Source organism: Paracoccus suum, assembly GCF_003324675.1.
In the GTDB taxonomy this organism is placed as follows: Bacteria; Pseudomonadota; Alphaproteobacteria; order Rhodobacterales; family Rhodobacteraceae; genus Paracoccus; species Paracoccus suum.
Genome location: NZ_CP030918.1, coordinates 1029419 through 1050746, shown reverse-complemented (window position 1 = coordinate 1050746; position 21328 = coordinate 1029419). Strand labels below are relative to the sequence as shown.

The following is a 21328-nucleotide window of genomic DNA, read 5'->3' as shown; positions in this document are numbered from 1 at the left end:
GCGAAGCCTTATGTTCGCCCCAACCCTTCCGCGGAGGATGTGCCCTTGGGCAATGCGCGAAATATCGCTTTCTGGGTCGTTCTGTTCCTGATGGTTCTGGCCCTCTTCAACCTTTTCAGCGACGGCGCCAGCACGGCGAACGGTCGCCAGATCAGCTATTCCGAATTCGTCACCCGCGTTCAGGACGACAAGGTCCAGAGCGCCACGATCGATGGCGAGCAGATTTTCGTAAAAGGCAAGGACGGCACCGAATACACCACCGTCCGCCCGCAAGGCGAGGAAATCGCTGACAAACTGATGGCCCATAACGTCGAGGTACGGGTCGAGCGCCAGCAGCAGTCGGGCTTGCTGTCCCTGCTGGGCGTGTGGCTGCCATTCATCCTGCTGATCGGCGTCTGGGTGTTCTTCATGAACCGTATGCAGGGCGGCGGCAAAGGCGGGGCCATGGGCTTTGGCAAATCGCGCGCCAAGCTGCTGACCGAAAAACATGGCCGCGTTACCTTTGACGACGTCGCCGGCATCGACGAGGCCAAGGAAGAGCTGGAGGAGATCGTCGAATTCCTGCGCAACCCGCAGAAATTCAGCCGTCTCGGCGGCAAAATCCCCAAGGGCGCACTGCTGGTCGGCCCGCCCGGTACGGGTAAAACCCTGCTCGCCCGCGCCATCGCCGGAGAGGCCGGAGTGCCGTTCTTCACCATCAGCGGCTCGGACTTCGTCGAGATGTTCGTCGGCGTCGGCGCCAGCCGTGTGCGCGATATGTTCGAGCAGGCCAAGAAATCGGCCCCCTGCATCCTCTTCATCGACGAGATTGACGCGGTCGGCCGCTCGCGCGGCGTCGGCATCGGCGGCGGCAATGACGAGCGGGAGCAGACGCTGAACCAGCTTCTGGTCGAGATGGACGGCTTCGAGGCGAACGAAGGCATCATCATCATCGCCGCCACCAACCGCAAAGACGTGCTGGACCCGGCGCTGCTGCGCCCCGGCCGGTTCGACCGCCAGATCCATGTGCCGAACCCTGACATCAAGGGCCGCGAGAAGATCTTGTCGGTGCATGCCCGCAAGGTACCGCAAGGCCCGGATGTGGACCTGCGCATCATCGCGCGTGGCACCCCCGGCTTTTCGGGCGCCGACCTGATGAACCTGGTGAACGAGGCCGCGCTGATGGCCGCGCGCATCGGCAGGCGGTTCGTCACGATGGAAGATTTCGAGAATGCCAAGGACAAGGTCATGCTGGGCGTCGAGCGTCGCAGCATGGTCCTGACACCCGAGCAGAAGGAAAAGACCGCTTATCACGAGGCCGGCCATGCCATCGTCGGCCTCAGTCTTCCCAAGTGCGACCCGGTCTATAAGGCGACGATCATTCCGCGCGGCGGCGCGCTGGGCATGGTCGTGTCCCTGCCCGAGGTCGACCGGCTGAATTTCCACAAGGACGAGGCCAAGCAGAAGATCGCCATGACGATGGCCGGCAAGGCTGCCGAGATCATCAAATATGGCGAGGAAGGCGTCTCGAACGGACCGGCTGGCGACATCCAGCAGGCATCCGCCCTGGCCCGCGCCATGGTGATGCGCTGGGGCATGTCCGACAAGGTCGGCGCCATCGACTATGCCGAGGCGCACGAGGGCTATACCGGCAGCACCGGCGGCTTCTCGGTCAGCGCCTCGACCAAGGAAACGATCGAGACCGAGGTCCGCAGCCTGATCGACGAGGGTTATGACACCGCCCGCCGCATCCTGCTGGAGAAGGAAGTCGAGTTCGAGCGGCTGGCCAAGGGCCTGCTGGAATACGAAACCCTGACCGGCGAAGAGATCGGCCGGGTTATACGCGGCGATGCGCTGGGTGGCGATGACGACACGCCCTCAAGCTCGATCCCATCCGTGGCGGCGACTCCGCGTCCAGCCCCGGCACGGCCAATGACTGGCCCCGCGCCGCAGCCGCAGGCCTGATTGCTTGCAATAAACAAAGCATAACCCCCGGTCGCAGGACCGGGGGTTTTTCGTTTCGAGCGCGGCTGCCGCGACATGATCATATGACGAGCAGCAGCGCCGATCCGAGAGCGAGGCCGATGGCAAAGCCCAGGTTGATGATGACGCTCGGCGCACTCATGAAGTTTCCTTCCTTGGCGGGGACGGTCGTTGGATGCCGTCCTGTCCATGCTGCAAAGGAACGTCGATTCGCAAAAGCGAGTTCCGAAACTTGCGCCGGCAAAGTTTCGCCGCCGTGCATTCCGGTCACAGTTGACCGCGAGCCTAGCGGCCGCCGCCAACGTCCAGAAGCGCCCCCGTGGTGTAGGAGGCAGCTTCGCTGCATAGCCAGACAATCGCCTCGGCCACCTCCTCCGCAGTGCCGGGCCGGCCTATCGGGGTCAGCTTGCCAAGGCGCAGGGCGCGGTCGGGCAGCCCGCCACTGGCGTGGATTTCGGTGTCAATCAGCCCGGGCCGCACGGCGTTCACGCGAATGTTCTGCGCCGCAAGCTCGCGCGACAGGCCCAGGGTCAGGCTGTCCACCGCCCCTTTGGTCGCGGCATAGTCCACATACTCCCCCGCCGATCCCAGCCGGGCGGCGATGGACGAGACGAACACGATCGCGCCCGAGGCCTCCTCGCGCGGTCGGGGCAGGATCCGCGCCGCCTCGCGGGCGCAGAGCAACGCGCCCATCAGGTTGGTGTCGACCATCTTGCGCAGCCGCGCCGCGCTCATCTCGGCCAGCGTCATGGATGCGGCGACGATACCCGCGTTGATGACAACCGCATCGAGGCCGCCAAGCGCCGCGCCAGCCTCGGCGAACAGGCGGCCCACATCCGCCTCGACCGTGACATCCGCGGGCAAGGCAACGGCGGTGCCGCCCTGCCCGCGGATCGTGGCGACGACCGCCTCGGCCTCGGCCTTGGCGCTATGATAGTTGACCGCAACGGCCCAGCCGCGCTCGGCCGCCATCAGGGCGGTGGCACGGCCGATGCCGCGCGAGCCACCGGTGACGAGCATCCTGCGCGGCCGGGCGGCGCCCTCCAAAATATCGGACCGGGGATCAGACACCGACTTCGACCAGCGCGCGGGCCAGGATCGGCACGGTAGCGGTGTTCAGGCCCGCAATGTTCAGGCGCGAATCGCCGACGATGTAGATCGCGGCCTCGCGCTTCAGCCGCTCGACCTGCTCGGGCGTCGCGCCGATGCGCGAGAACATGCCCCGGTGGCGGGCGATAAAGTCAAACCGGTCACTGCCCGAGGCGGCCCGCAGTTCGCTCGCCAGTTGCTCGCGCAAGGCAATCATCCCGAGGCGCACCGCTTCCAACTCTTCACGCCAGTCGGCGGCCAAAGCGGCGTCATGAAGGATGGTGCTGACGATCCGCGCGCCGTGGTCAGGCGGAAAGCTGTAGGTCGCGCGGGCGATCGTGGCCATGGCCCCTTGGGCCAGATCCCGCGCCGCGCCGCCCTCGGTCTGTGCCAGCAGCAGGCCCGCCCGCTCGCGGTAGATGCCAAAGTTCTTGCTGCACGAGACCGCGATGATGACCTCGGGCAGGTGCGACGCGAGAATCCGGGCGCCCGCCGCGTCTTCATCCAGCCCGTTACCGAAGCCCTGGTAGGCCAAATCGACAAAGGGCACGGCGCCGCTCCGGGCCAGCACCTCGGCGATGCGCGGCCATGCTGCGGGCGACGGATCGGCGCCGGTCGGATTGTGGCAGCAGCCGTGGAGCAGGACCAGATCGCCTCGCGCGGCCTGCGCCAGATCGGCCAGCATCGCCTCCTCGTCCACCGCCCGAGTGGCGGGGTCGAAATAGCGGTAGGTACGCGACTTGAGGCCCATGAAGTTGATGATCGACAGATGGTTCGGCCAAGTCGGATCGGGCACCCACACCGTCAGGTCCGGATTGCCCATCCGCGCCAGCTCCAGCCCGGCGCGCAGGGCGCCGGTACCCCCCACGGTCGCCAGCGTGGCCGTGCGTGCGGGATCGAGCGCATCGCCCAGCACCATTGCCGCCATCGCATCGCGAAATGCAGGCTCGCCCGACAGGTTGGTGTAGGTCTTGGTCGTCTCGGTCTGCAGCAGCTGCGCCTCGGCCGCGCGCACGGCGCGCATGATCGGCGTGTGGCCGGTCGCGTCCTTGTAGACGCCGACCCCGAGGTCGATCTTGCCCTGGCGCGTGTCGCCGCGGAATTCGGCCATCAGCATCAGGATCTTGTCAGGGTTCTGCGGTTCGAGCGTGCCCAGCATTCATGCGGCTCCGGTGGCGATTTTCAGGTCGGGGAACGCGCCCCATTCGGCCCAGCTGCCGTCGTAGAGCGACCAGTCGCGCTGGCCGACGCGCTCAAGCGCCAATGCCAGAACGGAGGCAGTCACGCCCGATCCGCAGGTGGTGATGATCGGTCGCGACAAATCCACGCCCGCGGCCTCGAAGGCGGCGCGCAACTCGTCCGGCGGCAACATCGTGCCATCGGGCCGCAGCAGGTCACTGTGCGGCAGGTTCACGGCACCGGGGATATGGCCCGAGCGCAGGCCGGCGCGCGGCTCGGCCGCCTCGCCGCGAAAACGGGGGCCGGGGCGGGCATCGACGATGACATGGCTGCCCAGCTTGGAGGCGGCGGCGACCTGGGTCGCATCGCGCACCAGCCCGGCCTGGCGCTGCGCGGTCATGTGCCGGTCGCGCAGGATCGGGGGCATGTCCTCGACGGGCCGGCCTTCGGCGACCCATTTGGTGAAACCGCCGTCCAGTACAGCCACATCGGTCTTGCCCATCAGGCGAAAGGTCCACCAGACGCGCGCGGCGCTGCGGATTCCACTGCGGTCATAGATCACCACCTGATGGCCGTCGCCGACGCCCATCGCGCGCAGGCGGCTGATGAACACCTCGGGTGACGGTGCCATGTGCGGCAAGTCGGAACTGGTGTCCGCGATCTGGTCGATGTCAAAGAAGCGGGCACCGGGAATGTGGCCCGCGGCGTATTCGGCCGCGCCGTCACGCCCCTCGCCGGGCAGGAACCAGCTCGCGTCGATCACCCGCAGGTCGGGATCTGACAGATGCTTGGCAAGCCAACCCGTTCCAACCAATGTCCGCGGATCGTCGTCCATACCAGCCCCCTGCCCAGCCACGCTCGGCATGGTGTAGCGGGGCGGCAAGGGCAGGACAACAGGCCGCCACTTGACGGCGGCGCGGCCGGGCGGAGGATGGAAGAATGAGCAGGCTCAACCGCTTTCACGAGGCGCAATCCGACGTGCATGGCCGCGCACTTGCCGAGTTGCGGGCTGGCCGCAAGACAAGCCACTGGATGTGGTTCATCTTTCCGCAGCTTGCGGCGCTGGGCCGGTCCTCAACAGCAAAGCATTATGGCATCGCCGGGCTGGCCGAGGCGCGCGACTATCTGGCCGATCCGGTGCTGGGCGAACGGCTGCGGCAGGCGGCGACGGCGATGCTGGCGAACCGGGGCACGCCGCCAGAGGCGGTCTTGGGGCAGGTCGATGCGCTGAAGCTGCGTTCGTCAGCGACGCTGTTCGCAGCCGCTGGCGGGGGCGAGGTTTTCCAGGAGTTGCTGGATGAGTTCTATGGCGGGCAGCCTTGCCCGCTGACGCAGCAGGCATTGGTCACCGACGACTAAGGTCGCCTTAGCCCTGCTTCAGCAAACGCTGCTTTTGCCGGCCCCAGTCGCGCTTGGCCTCGGTGTCGCGCTTGTCGGCCAGCTTCTTGCCCTTGGCGACGCCCAGCTTCAGCTTCACCCGGCCCTTGTCGTTGAAATAGAGGGTCAGCGGCACCAGTGTCATGCCCTCGCGCCCGATCGCCTGCCACAGCCGGGCCAGTTCCTTGCGCGAGACGAGCAGCTTGCGACGGCGGCGTTCCTCGTGGCCAAAGATGCCGGCCTGCTTGTAGGCGGCGATGTAGCCGTTGATCAGCCACAACTCGCCGCCCTCGACGGTGGCGTAGCTCTCGGCAATGTTCGACTGGCCGGTGCGCAGGGATTTCACCTCGGACCCGGTCAGCATGATCCCGGCCTCGAGGTCGCTCTCGATGGCATAGTCGAACCGCGCGCGGCGGTTCTCGGCGATCAGCTTGCTGTTGGGGTCGGATTTCGGGGCCATGGTCGGCTGCAGATAGGCACCGGCGGCGGGCCTGTCCAGTGCACGCGGCCGGGCTTGCCTGCGCCCGCGCGGCGCGCCATCGTCCGCCCGTCAATCGAGGGGACGGCAATATGATGCGGCACGGCGGGCAGATTCTGGTGGATGCGCTGAAGGCGCAGGGGGTTCAGCGGGTATTCTCGGTGCCCGGCGAAAGCTTCCTGGCGGCGCTCGACGCGCTGCACGCCTCGGGGATCGAGAATGTCGTCTGCCGCCAGGAGGGGGGCGCGGCGATGATGGCCGAGGCCGCCGGCAAGATGACCGGCCGGCCGGGCGTTGCCTTCGTGACCCGGGGCCCGGGGGCCAGCAACGCCTCGGCCGGGGTGCACGTCGCCCATCAGGACAGCACGCCCATGGTGCTGTTCGTGGGCCAGATCGCGCGCAGCGACCGCGACCGGGGCGCGTTTCAGGAGGTCGATTACCGTGCGATGTTCGGCGGCCTTGCCAAATGGGCGGCCGAGATCGACGACACCGCCCGCATCCCCGAATATGTCGCCCGCGCCTTCTCGCTGGCGATGTCCGGTCGCCCGGGTCCGGTCGTGCTGGCCCTGCCCGAGGACATGCTGTCGGCCGAGATCGACATTCCCGACCTGCCCGTGCCGTGCCAGGTTGCGGGCGTCGCGCCCCAGGCGATCCAGGCCATCCTCGACGCGATCGAGGGCGCCGAGCGGCCCCTGCTGATCCCCGGCGGCACCCTGTGGGACGCGGGGACCGCCGCCGCGCTGCAACGCTTTGCCGAAAGCCGCGGTTTGCCGGTGGCGGTACCCTTCCGGCGGCAGGCGCACATGGACAACCGCTCGGCCAGCTATGTCGGCGATCTGGGCGTCGGCATGAACCCCAAGCTGGGCGAAACGCTGCAGCAGGCGGACCTGGTCGTCGCGATCGGATCGCGGCTCGGCGATACCCTGACCAATGGCTACGCGCTGATGCGGCCGGGCGTGCAGGACAAGCGCATCGTCCATGTCCATCCCGACCCGGACGAGCTGGGCCACGTCTGGGTGCCCCAGCCGGGAATCGTTGCCGACCCGAGGCAGGTGATTGCGGCCCTCGCCGATGCGCCCGCTGGCGCGCGCCGCTGGGATGACTGGACCGCGGGACTGCGCGCCCAGTACGAGGCATGGCAGCAGCCGCGCGAGACGCCCGGCGCCGTCAAGATGGAGCAGGTGGTCGCCTGGCTGTCGGAAAACCTGCCGGAGGATGCGATCGTCACCAATGGCGCCGGCAACTACGCCAGCTTTCTGCACCGCTATTTCCGCTTCAAGCAGGCCGGCACGCAGCTTGCCCCGACCTCGGGCAGCATGGGCTATGGCCTGCCGGCGGCGATCGCGGCCAAGATCGCCAATCCGGATCGGACGGTCGTGTGCCTTGCGGGGGATGGCTGCCTGCAGATGACGGTCAACGAGCTGTCGACCGCGCGGCAATACGACGCCGCAGTGATCGTCATCGTCGCCAATAACGGCCGCTATGGCACCATCCGCATGCATCAGGAGCGTCATTACCCGGGCCGCGTTTCGGGCACCGATCTGGCCAACCCCGATTTCGCCGCCCTCGCCAGCGCCTATGGCGGCTACGGTGCGGTAATCGAGGATGGGGCGGACTTCCCGCGCGTCTTTGCCGAGGCCGAGGCTGCCGGCACGCTGGCGGTGATCGAGTTGCGGCTGGACCCCGAGGCGCTGACGCCGGGCATGACGCTGGCCCAGGTCCGGGCGGCGGGCGAGGCTGCGACGGCGGGCCGCTAGGCCATCCGCGCGGCCAGCCGCAAGGCATAGGCCGGATCGCGCGCCACGGCCGGCAGCCGCGGATCGTAGGCGGCGCGCAGCAGAGCCGCGATCTGAGGGCTCGGCTGCACCTCGGCCGCAAAGCTGAGGGCGGCATTGACCGCCATGCTTTCGGCCAGGGCGGCAGGGTGGTCCGTGTCGCTGACGCGGGCAAAGCTGATGCAGGCGCGGATCGCGCCGCCCTCATCGAACCGCAGCAGGCGATAGCGGCGGGCATCCTGCTCCATCAGCCGATGCGGAATACCGGGACGCCCGGTGAGTTGATCGAGGTCCGGCACGCTGGCAAGCTCGGCCCAATCGCGGACGAAAAAGCCGATCAGATTGGCGCCGCTCTCGGGATCGGTTTCAGCCATTGGCTGGCCCATGTCGCGAAAGGCTGCTGTCAGCGCGGCGCGCATCACGGCGAGGCTGTCGTCCGCAACACCGAACAGCACCGGCGCGGTCGGCCGGCCCCAGCGGGCGCAAAGGAATGCCCCGGCGGGATCGGTGAACAGGGCGGCGATCTGGTCGGGCGTCATGGCCGCGATCTAGCGCGACCGCCCAGCCCGGTCCAGCGTGCCGCCTAACTTGCCTGCGCGGCGCCAAGCGCCTAGACGGGCAGCGTCCGCGCCGGGAGCTCGAGGCATGACCAATCGCATCGCTGCCGTGCTGTTCGCGCTGATCGTGCTGCTATTGGCTGCCGATCACTTTGTGCTGCACTGGAACCTGCCGCTGCATCTGGGGCGGGCCATGGTCCAGTTCGTCGAATACGCCAGTTTTTGGCGCAAATAGGCCGATACCAACCGCGGATGCGGCAGTTGGCCTGATTGCAATTCGCCCTCTGGTGCGGCATGCGTCGGCGCGAACCAAGGGGATGGAGGTACAGATGGCTGTCAAGGTAGCGATCAACGGCTTTGGCCGTATCGGCCGTAACGTTCTGCGCGCGATCATCGAATCGGGCCGCACCGATATCGAGGTCGTTGCGATCAACGATCTCGGCCCGGTCGAAACCAATGCCCATCTGCTGCGCTATGACAGCGTCCACGGCCGCTTCCCGGCCAAGGTCACCGTAAACGGCGATACCATCGACGTCGGCCGCGGGCCGATGAAGGTAACCGCGATCCGCAACCCGGCTGACCTGCCCTGGGGCGATGTGGATGTCGTGATGGAGTGCACCGGCCTCTTCACCAGCAAGGAAAAATGCCAGGCGCATCTCGAGAACGGCTCCAAGCGGGTGCTGATCTCGGCGCCGGCCGAGGGCGCCGACAAGACCATCGTGTTCGGTGTCAATGACGACACGCTGACCGCCGACGACATCGTCGTCAGCAATGCCAGCTGCACCACCAACTGCCTGTCGCCGGTGGCGAAGGTGCTGAACGACACCATCGGCATCACCCGCGGCTTCATGACCACGATCCACAGCTACACCGGCGATCAGCCGACGCTGGATACGATGCACAAGGACCTGTATCGGGCCCGCGCCGCGGCGCTGTCGATGATCCCGACCTCGACCGGCGCGGCCAAGGCCGTCGGCCTGGTCCTGCCGGAGCTGAAGGGCAAGCTGGACGGCGTGTCGATCCGCGTGCCGACGCCGAACGTCTCGGTGGTCGATCTTGTGTTCGAGGCCACGCGCGACACCTCGGTGGACGAGATCAACAACGCGATCCGCAGCGCCGCCGACGGCAGGCTGAAGGGTATCCTCGGCTACACCGACGAGCCGCTGGTCTCGTGCGACTTCAACCACGATCCCCATTCCTCGGTGTTCCATATGGACCAGACCAAGGTGATGGAGGGGCACCTGTGCCGCATCCTGACCTGGTACGACAACGAGTGGGGCTTCTCGAACCGCATGTCGGACACTGCGGTTGCCATGGGCAAGCTGATCTGACGCTGCGACGCAGAAACGAGAAAAGGGGGTCGCCGGTTGGCGGCCCCTTTATTTTGCCGCCCGTCAGGCGGCCTTGGTCAGGCGCTTGGCATTGGCATGGGTGCGCCGGGCATAAGGGCTGAGGGCAGCCTCCAGCACCTGGTCGGCGCGCTTGCCGGAGCTTGCGGCGCGCATCGCGGCCAGCAAGGATTCCTTTGCAGCATCCTGTTTTTCCGTGATCATGCGCGAGACTTCGTCGGGCGCTTGCGGCAACAGGCCCAGCATCGCGGCGCTGCGCATGCAGATCACCATCTGCGATTCCCAGCCAATGGTGGCCATTTGCGACCACAGCGTCAGGGGTAGTACGGCGTTCATGACAGTCCTTTCGGAACTGGCGGAGGGAAGCCCCGCGAAAGACCGCTATGCTGCACCCGCACAATCGGCCACGGCAAGCCTAACTTTCAGTCAAGTCGGCCTGTTCCCGCTCGCGCCGCAGCGTTAGAACACCGCCATGACCCAAATCACGCCCCCGCGGCTGAGGCTGCGCCGCCCCGATGACTGGCATCTGCATCTGCGCGACGGCGCCATGCTGGACGCGACCGCGCCCTATTCGGCAGGCTTCGGCCGCGCCCTGGTGATGCCGAACCTGGTGCCGCCGGTCACCACATCCGCCGCCGCCGCCGCCTATCGCGAGCGCATCCTGGCCGCCCTGCCAAAGGGCGCTGCCATGCAGCCGCAGATGACCCTGTACCTGACCGAAGGCACCGATCCCGCCGATGTTACCGCGGGCCACGCCGATGGCATCGTCCGCGCCGTCAAGCTGTATCCGGCCGGCGCAACGACGAACTCGGCCAGCGGCGTGCGCGATTTTGACAAGGTGCGCCCCGTGCTGGAGGCGATGGCCGCCGCTGGCGTACCGCTCTGCGTGCATGGCGAGGTGACCGACCCGGCGGTCGACATCTTTGACCGCGAGGCGGTGTTCCTCGACCGCGTGCTCGAGCCGGTGCGCCGGGCGACCCCCGGCCTGCGCGTGGTGCTGGAGCATGTGACCACCCGCGAGGGCGTCGATTACGTCCGCAGCGGGGGGCCGGACCTCGCCGGAACAATCACCGTCCATCACCTGGCCATCAACCGCAATGCCATGTTGGCCGGCGGGATCAGGCCGCATTACTACTGCCTGCCGATCCTCAAGCGCGAGGTGCATCGCGAGGCGCTGATCGAGGCCGCGACCGGCGGCGAGACGCAATTCTTCCTCGGCACCGATTCCGCGCCGCATCCCGACCATGCCAAGCAATCCGCCTGCGGCTGCGCCGGCTGCTTTACCGCGCCCATCACCATGCCCCTGCTCGCCGAATTGTTCGAGCGCGCGGACGCCCTGCCCCGGCTGGAAGGTTTCGCGTCCCTGCACGGCGCGGCCTTCTACGGCCTGCCCCCGGCCGAGGATCACATCACCCTGGTGCGGCGCGGCGAGCCGCTGGTCCCGCCCGGGCGCATCGACGCCGGCGAGGAGACCGTCACAGTATTCGACCCCGGATTTCCCATCCACTGGCACCACGAGGAGGCATGATGCTGCCGTTTCCGCCCAAGGACGAGATCGCGCGGCTGACGGCACGCATGCTGTTGGAGGTGGCGGCCGTTCATTTCAACGCGGCCGAGCCCTACACTTACGCCTCGGGCCTCAAGGGCCCGACCTATATCGATTGCCGGCGGCTGATCGGCTTTCCCCGCATCCGTGCCACGCTGATGGATTTCCTGGCCGCGACCGTGCTGCGCGACGCCGGCTTCGAGGCGTTCGACAACATCGCCGGCGGTGAGACGGCGGGCATCCCCTTTGCCGCGCTGATCGCCGAGCGGCTGTCGCTGCCGATGAGCTATGTGCGCAAAAAGCCGAAGGGCTATGGCCGCAACGCCCGCATCGAGGGTGTCATGACCGAGGGCCAGCGGGTTCTGCTGGTCGAGGATCTGACGACCGACGGCGGCAGCAAGCTGTCCTTCGTCGATGCGATCCGCGACACCGGCGCCAGCTGCGGCCACACTGCGGTGATTTTCTACTACGACATCTTCGCCGGCACGACCGACCGGCTGGCCGAGCATGGCGTGCAACTGCACCATCTGTGCACCTGGTGGGACGTGCTGGCCGAGGCGCGGGCGCAGGCCAGCTTTGACAGCACAACGCTGGACGCAGTCGAAGGCTTTTTGCGCGATCCGCGTGGCTGGCAGGCTGCCGCGGGCGCGTAAAGGCCTGGATGCGGCGCGCAACGCGCCGCACTTGGCGGGCGGGTTGTCCCGAGGTTGTCCACAACTTGCCAACAGTGATGCCCACTGTTTTCCACACCCCACGTGGCTGCAAGCCGTGGGAACTGTGCAACCCTTGTGAGATAGTCTTCTTTCGCCTCGCGCCGATCCGCGGCGGCGGGAAAACAGGACCGGGGACAAAGCCATGGCCGATATTCGCGCAATCACCATCCGCCCCACCCCGGACGAGCCGACCGAGACGATCCCCTTTTCGATCGAGGCCGAGCAGCAGCTGCTGGGCGCGATCCTGACCAACAACGATGTCTACGAGCGCATCGGCAGCCTGATTGCGCATGCGCATTTCTACGAGCCCGTCCACGCCCGCATTTTCGAGCTGTGCGCCGAGCGGATCACCCGCGGCGCCCTCGCCTCGCCGGTGACGATCAAGGCTTTCATGGAGGATGATCCGGGGCTGAAAGAGCTAGGCGGCCCGGCCTATCTGGCGCGCCTCGCGGGGGCGGCGATCGGCGCCTATGCGGCGCGGGACTACGCCCAGATGATTCGCGAGCTGGCGCTGCGGCGCGAGTTGATCGGCCTTGGCCAGGACATCAGCGCCCGTGCCGCCAAGGTCACGGTCGAGGAGGACGCGGGCGAACAGATCAAGCGGGCCGAACAGACCCTCTACACCCTAGCCGAGCAGGGCGTGGCCGAGCGCGGCTTTCAGACCTTCCTCAAGGCGGTCAGCGATGCCATCACCGTCGCCAGCGCCGCCTATCAGCGTGACGGCGGCCTGTCGGGCACCCCGACAGGGCTGAAGGACCTCGACAGCAAGCTGGGCGGACTGAACCCCTCGGACCTCATCATCCTCGCCGGGCGCCCCTCGATGGGAAAAACCTCGCTCGCGACCAACATCGCCTTCAACGTCGCGAAAGCCTACCGCGAGGGCACAGACGAGATGGGAAACCGAAAGGTGCTCGGCGGCGGCGTCGTCGGCTTCTTTTCGCTGGAGATGTCGGCCGAGCAGTTGGCGACCCGGATCCTGTCCGAGGCGGCCGAGGTGCCGAGCGAAAAAATCCGCCGCGGCGATCTGAGCGAGGAGGAGTTCCGCAAGTTCGTCCAGGCGGCGCATGATCTGCAGAAATGCCCGCTCTATATCGACGACACGCCGGCTTTGCCGATCAACCAGTTGGCGGCGCGGGCGCGGCGGCTGAAGCGCACCCACGGTCTCGACGTGCTGATGGTCGATTACCTGCAGCTTCTGCGCGCTGCCTCCGCCAAGGACAGCCGCGTGAACGAGGTCAGCGAGATCACCCAAGGGCTCAAGGCCATCGCCAAGGAGCTGGCGATCCCGGTCATTGCCCTCTCGCAGCTCTCGCGGCAGGTCGAGAACCGCGAGGACAAGCGCCCGCAACTGTCCGACCTGCGCGAATCGGGCAGTATCGAGCAGGATGCCGACGTGGTGATGTTCGTCTTTCGCGAGGAGTATTACCGCGAGCGCGAAAAGCCGGCCGACCACGAACTGGAAAAGATGGCCACTTGGCAGCAGATCATGGAATCGGTCCATGGCAAGGCCGAGGTCATCATTGGCAAGCAGCGCCACGGCCCAATCGGCACGGTCGAGTTGGCGTTCGAGGGCCAGTTCACCCGTTTCTCGAACCTCGAGCGGCATCGCCAGCAGGACTGGGGCTGAGCCGAGATGAACCTGCCCGTTCCGGTCGTCACCATCGGCCTTCTGGTGCTCTCGAACCTGTTCATGACCGTCGCGTGGTATGGACATCTGAAGTTCAAGGCGGCGCCCATCGCCATCGTGATCCTCGTCAGTTGGGGCATCGCATTCTTCGAATACCTGCTGCAGGTGCCGGCCAATCGCATCGGCTATGGACATTTCAGCGCCGCCCAGCTGAAAACCATCCAAGAAGTCATCAGCCTGTCGGTTTTTGCAGGGTTTTCATGGTTGTATCTGGGCGAGCGGCTCGGCTGGCAGCATGCCGTCGGTTTTTCACTGATCTGCGCCGGGGCGTGGTTCGTTTTTCATGACTGGGGCTGACGCCCCGGAAACCCGAAAACCGCGTCTGGGCACCCTGATCGCGCTGACCGGGCTTGCCGCGCTGTCGATGAACCTGTTCCTGCCCTCGCTGCCAGCAATGGCGCGGGACTTCGGCGTCGAATACGCGGTGATCCAGCTTTCCGTCTCGGCCTATCTGGCCGCAGGCGCGGTGGTGCAACTGCTGGCCGGCCCGCTCAGCGACCGGCTGGGGCGACGGCCGGTCATGCTGGGCGCGCTTGCGGTGTTCCTGATGGCGAGCCTTGCTTGCCTGATGGCGCCCAGCATTGGCCTCTTTCTGCTGGCGCGGATGGTGCAGTCGGCCGTCACCTCCGGCATGGTGCTGCCACGGGCGGTGATCCGTGACACCGAGGCGCCGGACCGGGCGGCTGGCAAGATCGGCTACCTGATGATGGGCATGTCGGTCGTACCGATGGCGGCGCCGGCGCTAGGCGGCCTGATCGATCACAGCTTTGGCTGGCGTGCCAACTTTGTATTGCTGGTCGTCGCCGGCCTGATTGTCACCGCCTGGGCCTGGCACGACATGGCCGAGACGGCGCCGCCCCATCGGACCAGCTGGCGCGATCAGGCGGCCGGCTATCCGCGCCTCATGCGCTCTGGCCGCTACTGGGGCTATGTGCTGGCCGCGACATTCGCCTCGGGGACGTTTTTCGCCTATCTCGGCGGGGCCGCCTTTGTCGGCCTCGAGGTGTTCCACATGTCCTCGGCCGAGGTCGGCTGGTGGTTCATGGCGCCGTCGATCGGCTATCTTGCCGGCAACTTCGCCGCCGGGCGCTGGTCTGCGCGGGTCGGCATCGACCGCATGATCGCGATCGGCGCATTTGTCACGCTGGCGTCGCTTTCCTTTGCCTTGGTGATGACGTTGGCGGGCCATGGCTCTGCCGTCGTGTTCTTTGGCAGCGTCGCTGTCACCAGCCTCGGCAATGGCGTGCTGTTGCCGAATGCCAATGCCGGGATGATGACAGTGGATCCCGATCTGGCAGGGACCGCCGCGGGCCTCGGCAGTGCGCTGATGGTCGCAGGCGGCGCGGCCCTGGCGGCGATTGCAGGGGTCCTGCTGGTGCCAGGCGCGACCTCGGTCCCGCTCGTCGCGCTAATGGCCACATCCGCCGCAGCATCGCTCGGCGCGCTGGCGTTGATTCGGCGGGGCTGAGCACCGTCACAAACGGCAGGCGACCGCCGACCAAAGGTGGGATGGCCGGCGCGATCCCGCCTATCGGGCAGGTGCGACCATCGCCGACGTTGCATGAAGGGCACAGCTGAGGTCTATCGCCGCAAAGCCTCGGGAACAGCACCAGCAGAATGCTGACGCCGACGCGCTTACCCAATAACGGACAGTGCCATTGCCCCGTCGCATCGCTCACCGCCTGAACGCTTCGCTGGAACGTTGGTTGCCTGAACAGCGCCTTTTCCTCCGCTCGGAAAACGGGACGCGCTTTGTCCGGTTGCGCCCGGCGACGCAGCTGGCGGCGATGGGCGGCACCGCGCTGGTGTTTGGATGGTCGATCATCGCCAGTGCGATTCTGGTGACCGATGCCATCAGCGCCGGCAGCGCTAAGGACCAGACCGGCCGCGCGCAACTCGCCTTTGAACAGCGCCTAGATGCCCTCTCTGCCGAGCGTGACCAGCGCGCCAACGAGGCGAGCGCCGCGCAGGCGCGATTCGCCGTGGCGCTGGAGCAGGTCTCGCAGATGCAGTCGCAACTCCTGACCTCGGAAGAGCGTCGGCATGAGCTTGAGACCGGCCTCGGCGTGGTGCAGGCCAACCTGCAAAAGGCCCTCGCCGAACAGGACGCGCAGCTCCGCACCGCCTCTGCCAACCCGGCCGAGACTGCCGCGCGCAACGAAGAATTCTCCGTCGCGCTCGATATCCTGTCGGGCGAGTTGCAGGGGGTCGCATCGGCCCGCGACAAGGCCGAGACCGAGGCACAGGAGGCGCAGCTGGCGGCCGAGCGCCTGACCGTCGAGCGTGACGCCATCGTCGCGCGCCAGGATGAGATCCTTGCCCAGATCGAGGATGCCGTCACCGTCTCGGTCGAGCCGCTGGACAAGATGTTCAAGTCGGTCGGAATCGATCCCGACAAGCTGCTGAGCACGGTCCGCAAGGGCTATTCCGGCCAGGGTGGCCCGCTGACCCCCATCGCCTATTCCTCGCACGGCAACGCCGCGATCACGCAGAGCGAAACCCGTGGCAACCAGATCCTCGTCTCGCTCGACAAGGTGAACACCTACCGCATCGCCGCCGAAAAGCTGCCGCTGTCGATGCCGGTGCAGTCGGCCTTCCGCTACACGTCGGGCTTCGGCGCCCGCTGGAGCCGCCGCCACGAGGGAATCGACATGGCCGCCCCGGTCGGCACCCCGATCTATGCCACCGGTGACGGTGTCGTGATCTTTGCCGGTTGGCAGCGCGGTTATGGCAACGTGATCAAGGTCCAGCACGAACTGGGCACCGAGACCCGATATGGCCATCTGTCCAAGATCCATGTCCGGGCCGGGCAGAGGGTCTCGCGCGGGGCGCGCATCGGTGATATGGGCAATACCGGAAGGTCGACCGGTCCGCATCTGCACTACGAAGTGCGTGTCAACGGCACGGCCGTGAACCCGCTCAGCTTCATCAAGGCAGCCCAGAATGTTTTCTAAGACCCGCGTGACCGAGCCTGGCCCCCGCAGCACCGCCACCCCGGAGGCCGAACCCTACCGCCCGGCCCCCGAGACGCCGCGCGATGCTGCCCCGGCCCTCGGCGGCGGCATGCGGCGCAGCGCCGGCCCATCCGTCCTCTCGGCCGACCTGACCGTGACCGGCAACATCACCACAGAGGGCGACGTCCAGATCGAAGGCCTCGTGGAAGGCGACATCCGCGCCCACCAACTGACGGTCGGCGAGAGCGCCACCATCCGCGGCGAGATCGTGGCCGAGGATATCGTGGTCAACGGCCGCGTCATCGGCCGTGTGCGCGGCTTGAAAGTCCGCCTGTCGGCCACGGCCCGTGTCGAGGGCGACATCATCCACAAGACCATCGCCATCGAATCGGGCGCCCATTTCGAGGGCTCGGTCCAGCGCCAGGAGGACCCCTTGGCAACGGGCGGTGCACCGCGGCTGGCCCCGCCGAAGCCCCGCAATGATGCGGCCGCCGACGGCGCGTGATCTGTAGGGATCAGCAGTTTGGAAAGGGCGCCCTGCGGGGCGCCTTTTTTTATTGATTTGGGCCGGTCATGCCCCCGACCGGAAGGTGCAGGCGGCCTCGCGTGGCCGGGGCCCCAACCAAGGGCCGCTACGCCCCGAGGGAGGTCCCTCGTCGTCGTCAGATGGTCGCGATAATCGATGATGGGACCGCGCGTTGATCGGCGGCGTGGCAGGCCTCTCTGTAAGCGGGCCCGGCCGCAGCAAACGCGGCTGGGTTCGGTAAGTAAGAGGCGCGGCAGCGGGCTGCCGACTGAGTTTGGCAGTGTCGGGACAGCCGCCGCCGACGATGAGTTAGTGGCTGCGGCCCGCGGCAGCCAGCATCTTTTGCTCAGCACTCAGCACTCAGCACTCAGCACTCAGCACTCAGCACTCAGCACTCAGCACTCAGCACTCAGCACTCAGCACTCAGCACTCAGCAGAAATGATCGCCCGGGCGGCGGCTACGCAACGTGTATCCCTTCACTCCATGAGCACGGCATGAAAAAGGGCGGCTCAAAGGCCGCCCCTTTTCCAAATATCGCTCGGTCAGACGCGATCGACCGTTGTCGTCGTGGTCCGTACCTCGGTCGTGCGGACCGTTTCCCCGGTGGCGGCAATGGCCTTGCGACGCAGAGTCGGGTGCTTGATGGGCCACCACAGGCGCTTGTTGGTCATGTAGAGCAGCATGGTGAGGCCGATCAGGAAGATCACCGACACCAAGCCGACCTGCTTGCGGGCCATCATCTTGGGCTCTGCTGTCCACATCAGGAACGCGGCCACGTCCTTGGCCTCGTCGCTGGTCGTGGCAGGGTGGCCGTCCTCGTAGGTGACCTGATCATCGCTCAGCGGCGGCGGCATCTTGATCCAGCCGCCCGGGAAGGCGGTGTTGCCGTAGAAGGTCTCGCCGGCCTCTTCCTTGGTCTCGCCCGTATAGTGGGTCAGGATCGAGTAGATGTACTCCGGACCGCCGATGCCGTGCAGCAACTGGTTGATGCCGGTGCCATATGGACCGTGAAAGCCCGCGCGGCCCTTGGCCATGACCGACAGGTCCGGCGCGCCGGCGGCGGTGTTGTGCGGGAAGTGATCGCTCGGCAGGCGCGGCCGGGTCTCGCCGGTCTCGGCGTCGTCGATCTCCATGGTCGCCGCATAGGCGCGGACCTGATCCTCGGGCAGGCCCGGTCCGCCCGGATCTGCGAGCGTGCGGATCGGCACATAGCGCAGGCCGTGGCAGGCCGCGCAGACCTCGGTGTAGACCTGCAGGCCGCGCTGCAACTGGAACTGGTCGAACTTGCCGAACGGACCCTCGAAACTGAAGGCGACGTCGGTGATTTCCTGATGCGTAGCAGTATGGGTCGTGGCGGCGGCGCCCGGTGCGGCAGCCTCGGCGGCCGGAACCTCCGCCGGAGGCGAAGCGGGGGCAGTCGCCGCTGCTTCGGGCGCTGCAATGTCGGCCGGGGCCTCTGCATTCGGGGCGGCCGAGCCCTCTGGCGCCGCCGTGGCGGCGGCCGGCTCGGCCGGGGCCTCCGCAGCGGTCGGCGCTTCCGCCGGTGCCGGGGTAGCCGATTCAGCAGCCGGGGCTTCGGCCGGAGACGGAGCAGTAGGCTCAGCGGCGGCAGGAGCCGTAGCCGGCGCTTCCGGCGCGGGGGCCGCGGGAGCAGGCTCTGCAGGGGTGGCCGGAGCTGCCGGCGCGGCCGGCGCGGTGGCGGCCGGCTCCGGCATGGCCGGGGTTACGACAGGTGCCGTCGGCTCGCTCGCCGCTGGTGCGGCCGGCGCCGGGATCGCGTCGGGGGCCGGAGCAGCAGCCGTCGCTGGGGCTGTGGTAGCCGGAGCGGTCGCCGCCGGTGCCGGAGTCTCGGCCGGCGGCGTCGCGATTTCGGCCTGGCCGACCGAAGGCTCGTTCACCAGCGTTCCGGCGGCCGGGTCGGCCGTGCCGGTGACGGCGTCGGTCGCCGCCGGGGTCCCGGGGACGCTGCCCTGGGCCGCTGGCGGTTCGGTCGGGGCGCCAGGGATCGGCTCGGGTTTCTGCGTCTCTGCCGTGGGCTCCGCCGTCGTGGTCGGGGCAGAATTCGTTGCAGCGGCAGACGGTGATGTCGTCGGCGCAGCCGTCGCCGGGGCCGCCGTGGGGGCCGCCGGCGTCTGTCCCATCGCTGCGCCGGCACCGATGCCGAGCGCCACAACCGCCGTGAGGGTCTTTGTCGTAAAGGTCATGTCGTCGTCCCTCACTCGGCCGGATGCAGGTCGGCCCGGTAGTGGGCGTTGAAATCCTCTTCGATCGTCGCCGGCATCGGCTCGGGACGCTCGATGATCCCCAGCAGCGGCAGGATCACGAGGAAATAGATGAACCAGTAGGCGGCGCCGGCGAGGGCGATGTAGGGATAGATTCCCTCGGCCGGCTGGGCGCCGACCCAGGTCAGCACGACAAAGTCGATCGCCAGCAGCCAGAACCACCACTTGAACTGCGGCCGGAATCGGCCCGAGCGCACCCGGCTGGTGTCCAGCCACGGCACCAGCGCCAGCACCAGAATCGCGCCGAACATCGCCAGCACGCCAAAGAACTTCGCGTCTACGATGCCGAAGGTGACCCAGTCGACCAGTTGCACCAGCCAGACATCAGCGGTGAAGGCGCGCAGGATCGCGTAGAACGGCAGGAAGTACCATTCCGGGACGATATGCGCCGGGGTCTGGAGGGGGTTGGCCTCCATGTAGTTGTCGGGGTGGCCCAGATAGTTCGGCATGAATCCGACGATGGCAAAGAACACCACCAGGATCAGCGCCAGGGCGAACAGGTCCTTGATGACGAAATAGGGCCAGAACGGCAGCGTGTCGCGCTCGGCCTCGGCCTTCGAGGTGCGGCGCACCTCGACCCCGGTGGGGTTGTTGTTGCCGGTCGAGTGGAACGCCCAGATGTGCACGACCACCAGCGCCGCGATGATGAACGGCAGCAGATAGTGCAGCGAGAAGAAACGGTTCAACGTCGCGTTGTCGACCGCCGGTCCGCCCAGCAGCCAGGTCTGGATGCTCGGCCCGATGCCGGGAATGGCGCCGAAGAGGCCGGTGATCACCGTCGCGCCCCAGAAGGACATCTGGCCCCAGGGCAGCACGTAACCCATGAACGCGGTCGCCATCATCGCCAGGTAGATCAGCATGCCGACGATCCAGGTGACCTCGCGCGGGGCCTTGTAGCTGCCGTAATAGAGGCCGCGGAAAATGTGCAGGTAGACGGCGAGGAAGAACAGCGAGGCGCCGTTCGCATGCAGGTAGCGCAGCATGTAGCCGCCGTTCACGTCGCGCATGATGTGCTCGACGCTGGCGAAGGCCAGATCCACATGCGGAGTGTAATGCATGGCAAGGACGATGCCCGTGGCGATCTGCAGCACCAGGCAGAAGGCGAGGACGATGCCCCAGATCCACATCCAGTTCAGGTTCCTGGGGGTGGGAATCATCAGGACGTCATAGATCACCGCGCCCAGCGGCAGGCGGCGATCGAGCCAACGCTCGAATTTCGTGCGGGGCTGGTAATGGTCGTGCGGGATACCCGACATAGTGGCGCCTCCTCAGCCCAGCTTGATGGTGGTGTCGCCCTCGAAGGCGGCGACGGGGATGTGAAGGTTCTGCGGCGCCGGACCTTTGCGGATGCGGCCCGCGGTATCGTAGTGGCTGCCGTGGCAAGGGCAGAACCAGCCATGGAAATCGCCCGCGCCGTCACCGATGGGCACGCAGCCGAGGTGGGTGCACACGCCGATCATGACCAGCCATTCGCCGGCCTCGTCCAGCGTACGATTCTGGTCCAGCGCGTCGGTGTCGGGCTTGTTCGGGTTCTCGGAATTGACGTCGATCAGATCGCCCAGCGGGACGGCGCGCCCGGCCTCGATTTCCTCCGGGGTGCGGCGGCGGATGAAGATCGGCTTGCCGAGCCACTTGACCGTCAGCTGTGTGCCCGGCTGCACCGCCGAGACGTCCACCTGGATCGAGCTGAGCGCCTGAACGTCGGCTGAGGGGTTCATCTGGTTGACCAGCGTCCAGCCGGCGGCGCCGGCGGCGACGGCACCGGCACCTGCGGTCACGTAGTAGAGGAAATCTCGCCGCGTGCCTTCATGGGCGAGCGCCTCGCCGCCGTTGGGTTCGTGGACGTGGGACAC

Annotated in this window: 21 protein-coding genes and 1 pseudogene; 12 read left to right on the top strand and 10 right to left on the bottom strand. The window is 67.1% G+C overall.

From position 1 onward, the window contains the following. Window positions 1-45 precede the first annotated feature (45 nt). Complete coding sequence (gene ftsH / locus DRW48_RS05050) at window positions 46-1944, top strand: ATP-dependent zinc metalloprotease FtsH (protein WP_114075450.1); 1899 nt, start codon at window positions 46-48, stop codon at window positions 1942-1944. A gap of 79 nt (window positions 1945-2023) precedes the next feature. Here the strand turns inward: ftsH and DRW48_RS15860 are convergent, their stop codons facing one another. Genes DRW48_RS15860 through sseA form a run of 4 tightly spaced genes read right to left on the bottom strand, consistent with a single transcriptional unit; the run spans window position 2024 to window position 5065 of the window. Beyond that, window positions 2024-2224, bottom strand: coding sequence for a hypothetical protein (locus DRW48_RS15860; protein WP_162784677.1), 201 nt, complete (start codon window positions 2222-2224; stop codon window positions 2024-2026). Between the two features lie 23 nt (window positions 2225-2247). Next, window positions 2248-2982 (bottom strand): SDR family oxidoreductase, encoded by a 735-nt coding sequence (locus DRW48_RS05045; RefSeq protein WP_114075449.1) that lies wholly within the window; start codon window positions 2980-2982, stop codon window positions 2248-2250. 43 nt (window positions 2983-3025) lie between these two features. Next, window positions 3026-4210 carry an amino acid aminotransferase gene (locus DRW48_RS05040; RefSeq protein ID WP_114075448.1) on the bottom strand — a complete coding sequence of 395 codons (1185 nt, stop codon included), beginning with the start codon at window positions 4208-4210 and terminating at the stop codon, window positions 3026-3028. Further along, window positions 4211-5065: a 3-mercaptopyruvate sulfurtransferase gene (gene sseA / locus DRW48_RS05035; protein WP_114075447.1), complete on the bottom strand. Its 855-nt coding sequence runs from the start codon at window positions 5063-5065 to the stop codon at window positions 4211-4213. A gap of 104 nt (window positions 5066-5169) precedes the next feature. Between sseA and DRW48_RS05030 the strand changes: the two genes are divergently transcribed. Continuing rightward, window positions 5170-5589: a DUF1810 domain-containing protein gene (locus tag DRW48_RS05030; RefSeq protein WP_114075446.1), complete on the top strand. Its 420-nt coding sequence runs from the start codon at window positions 5170-5172 to the stop codon at window positions 5587-5589. Window positions 5590-5596: 7 nt separating this feature from the next. Here the strand turns inward: DRW48_RS05030 and smpB are convergent, their stop codons facing one another. Beyond that, a complete protein-coding gene (gene smpB, locus DRW48_RS05025) occupies window positions 5597-6067 on the bottom strand; it encodes an SsrA-binding protein SmpB (RefSeq protein ID WP_114075445.1) in 471 nt (156 codons plus the stop codon). A 113-nt stretch (window positions 6068-6180) separates the two neighbouring features. Between smpB and DRW48_RS05020 the strand changes: the two genes are divergently transcribed. After that, window positions 6181-7842, top strand: coding sequence for a thiamine pyrophosphate-binding protein (locus tag DRW48_RS05020; protein ID WP_114077380.1), 1662 nt, complete (start codon window positions 6181-6183; stop codon window positions 7840-7842). Here the strand turns inward: DRW48_RS05020 and DRW48_RS05015 are convergent. Beyond that, on the bottom strand, window positions 7839-8399 hold the full coding sequence (locus DRW48_RS05015) for a hypothetical protein (RefSeq protein WP_114075444.1): 561 nt from the start codon (window positions 8397-8399) through the stop codon (window positions 7839-7841). The two genes, DRW48_RS05020 and DRW48_RS05015, sit on opposite strands and share 4 nt — an antisense overlap. A 106-nt stretch (window positions 8400-8505) precedes the next feature. On the opposite strand from DRW48_RS05015, the gene DRW48_RS16100 reads away from it, so the two are divergent. Together DRW48_RS16100 and gap are read left to right on the top strand one after the other, a co-directional pair. Further along, window positions 8506-8652: a hypothetical protein gene (locus DRW48_RS16100; protein WP_199286159.1), complete on the top strand. Its 147-nt coding sequence runs from the start codon at window positions 8506-8508 to the stop codon at window positions 8650-8652. 94 nt (window positions 8653-8746) lie between these two features. Next, entirely contained in the window at window positions 8747-9748 is a 1002-nt protein-coding gene (gene gap / locus DRW48_RS05010) for a type I glyceraldehyde-3-phosphate dehydrogenase (protein WP_114077379.1), read from the top strand. A 63-nt stretch (window positions 9749-9811) separates the two neighbouring features. On the opposite strand, the gene DRW48_RS05005 is transcribed toward gap, so the two are convergent. Beyond that, complete coding sequence (locus tag DRW48_RS05005; protein ID WP_114075443.1) at window positions 9812-10102, bottom strand: antibiotic ABC transporter; 291 nt, start codon at window positions 10100-10102, stop codon at window positions 9812-9814. Between the two features lie 136 nt (window positions 10103-10238). Here DRW48_RS05005 and pyrC point away from each other — a divergent pair, with 136 nt between their 5' ends. The 7 genes from pyrC to DRW48_RS04970 all read left to right on the top strand — a co-directional run bounded on the left by pyrC (window position 10239) and on the right by DRW48_RS04970 (window position 17171). Further along, window positions 10239-11294 carry a dihydroorotase gene (pyrC, locus tag DRW48_RS05000; protein WP_114075442.1) on the top strand — a complete coding sequence of 352 codons (1056 nt, stop codon included), beginning with the start codon at window positions 10239-10241 and terminating at the stop codon, window positions 11292-11294. Then, a complete protein-coding gene (locus DRW48_RS04995) occupies window positions 11294-11965 on the top strand; it encodes an orotate phosphoribosyltransferase (RefSeq protein ID WP_114077378.1) in 672 nt (223 codons plus the stop codon). The genes pyrC and DRW48_RS04995 overlap by 1 nt, the downstream gene beginning before the upstream one ends. 202 nt (window positions 11966-12167) lie before the next feature. Further along, window positions 12168-13652: a replicative DNA helicase gene (locus tag DRW48_RS04990; protein WP_114075441.1), complete on the top strand. Its 1485-nt coding sequence runs from the start codon at window positions 12168-12170 to the stop codon at window positions 13650-13652. Between the two features lie 6 nt (window positions 13653-13658). Next, window positions 13659-14009, top strand: coding sequence for a DMT family protein (locus tag DRW48_RS04985; RefSeq protein WP_114075440.1), 351 nt, complete (start codon window positions 13659-13661; stop codon window positions 14007-14009). Further along, entirely contained in the window at window positions 13996-15180 is a 1185-nt protein-coding gene (locus tag DRW48_RS04980) for a multidrug effflux MFS transporter (RefSeq protein ID WP_114075439.1), read from the top strand. The genes DRW48_RS04985 and DRW48_RS04980 overlap by 14 nt, the downstream gene beginning before the upstream one ends. 238 nt (window positions 15181-15418) lie before the next feature. Continuing rightward, window positions 15419-16666: a M23 family metallopeptidase gene (locus tag DRW48_RS04975; RefSeq protein ID WP_241963384.1), complete on the top strand. Its 1248-nt coding sequence runs from the start codon at window positions 15419-15421 to the stop codon at window positions 16664-16666. Beyond that, complete coding sequence (locus DRW48_RS04970; RefSeq protein ID WP_114075438.1) at window positions 16656-17171, top strand: bactofilin family protein; 516 nt, start codon at window positions 16656-16658, stop codon at window positions 17169-17171. The genes DRW48_RS04975 and DRW48_RS04970 overlap by 11 nt, the downstream gene beginning before the upstream one ends. 660 nt (window positions 17172-17831) lie before the next feature. Here DRW48_RS04970 and DRW48_RS16260 read toward each other — a convergent pair. From DRW48_RS16260 to petA, 3 genes and pseudogenes are all read right to left on the bottom strand, one after another. Beyond that, a pseudogene (locus tag DRW48_RS16260) lies at window positions 17832-18635 on the bottom strand (cytochrome c1); the annotation flags it as partial. 773 nt (window positions 18636-19408) lie between these two features. Beyond that, complete coding sequence (gene petB / locus DRW48_RS04960) at window positions 19409-20731, bottom strand: cytochrome b (protein ID WP_114075437.1); 1323 nt, start codon at window positions 20729-20731, stop codon at window positions 19409-19411. Window positions 20732-20743: 12 nt separating this feature from the next. After that, on the bottom strand, window positions 20744-21328 hold the full coding sequence (gene petA, locus DRW48_RS04955) for a ubiquinol-cytochrome c reductase iron-sulfur subunit (RefSeq protein ID WP_114075436.1): 585 nt from the start codon (window positions 21326-21328) through the stop codon (window positions 20744-20746).

Coding starts and splice junctions, on each gene's coding strand:
- DRW48_RS15860 (WP_162784677.1), bottom strand. CDS start 2,224: ATGCACGGCGGCGAAACTTTGCCGGCGCAAGTTTCGGAACTCGCTTTT.
- DRW48_RS05045 (WP_114075449.1), bottom strand. CDS start 2,982: ATGCTCGTCACCGGTGGCTCGCGCGGCATCGGCCGTGCCACCGCCCTG.
- DRW48_RS05040 (WP_114075448.1), bottom strand. CDS start 4,210: ATGCTGGGCACGCTCGAACCGCAGAACCCTGACAAGATCCTGATGCTG.
- sseA (WP_114075447.1), bottom strand. CDS start 5,065: ATGGACGACGATCCGCGGACATTGGTTGGAACGGGTTGGCTTGCCAAG.
- DRW48_RS05030 (WP_114075446.1), top strand. CDS start 5,170: ATGAGCAGGCTCAACCGCTTTCACGAGGCGCAATCCGACGTGCATGGC.
- smpB (WP_114075445.1), bottom strand. CDS start 6,067: ATGGCCCCGAAATCCGACCCCAACAGCAAGCTGATCGCCGAGAACCGC.
- DRW48_RS05020 (WP_114077380.1), top strand. CDS start 6,181: ATGCGGCACGGCGGGCAGATTCTGGTGGATGCGCTGAAGGCGCAGGGG.
- DRW48_RS05015 (WP_114075444.1), bottom strand. CDS start 8,399: ATGACGCCCGACCAGATCGCCGCCCTGTTCACCGATCCCGCCGGGGCA.
- DRW48_RS16100 (WP_199286159.1), top strand. CDS start 8,506: ATGACCAATCGCATCGCTGCCGTGCTGTTCGCGCTGATCGTGCTGCTA.
- gap (WP_114077379.1), top strand. CDS start 8,747: ATGGCTGTCAAGGTAGCGATCAACGGCTTTGGCCGTATCGGCCGTAAC.
- DRW48_RS05005 (WP_114075443.1), bottom strand. CDS start 10,102: ATGAACGCCGTACTACCCCTGACGCTGTGGTCGCAAATGGCCACCATT.
- pyrC (WP_114075442.1), top strand. CDS start 10,239: ATGACCCAAATCACGCCCCCGCGGCTGAGGCTGCGCCGCCCCGATGAC.
- DRW48_RS04995 (WP_114077378.1), top strand. CDS start 11,294: ATGCTGCCGTTTCCGCCCAAGGACGAGATCGCGCGGCTGACGGCACGC.
- DRW48_RS04990 (WP_114075441.1), top strand. CDS start 12,168: ATGGCCGATATTCGCGCAATCACCATCCGCCCCACCCCGGACGAGCCG.
- DRW48_RS04985 (WP_114075440.1), top strand. CDS start 13,659: ATGAACCTGCCCGTTCCGGTCGTCACCATCGGCCTTCTGGTGCTCTCG.
- DRW48_RS04980 (WP_114075439.1), top strand. CDS start 13,996: ATGACTGGGGCTGACGCCCCGGAAACCCGAAAACCGCGTCTGGGCACC.
- DRW48_RS04970 (WP_114075438.1), top strand. CDS start 16,656: ATGTTTTCTAAGACCCGCGTGACCGAGCCTGGCCCCCGCAGCACCGCC.
- petB (WP_114075437.1), bottom strand. CDS start 20,731: ATGTCGGGTATCCCGCACGACCATTACCAGCCCCGCACGAAATTCGAG.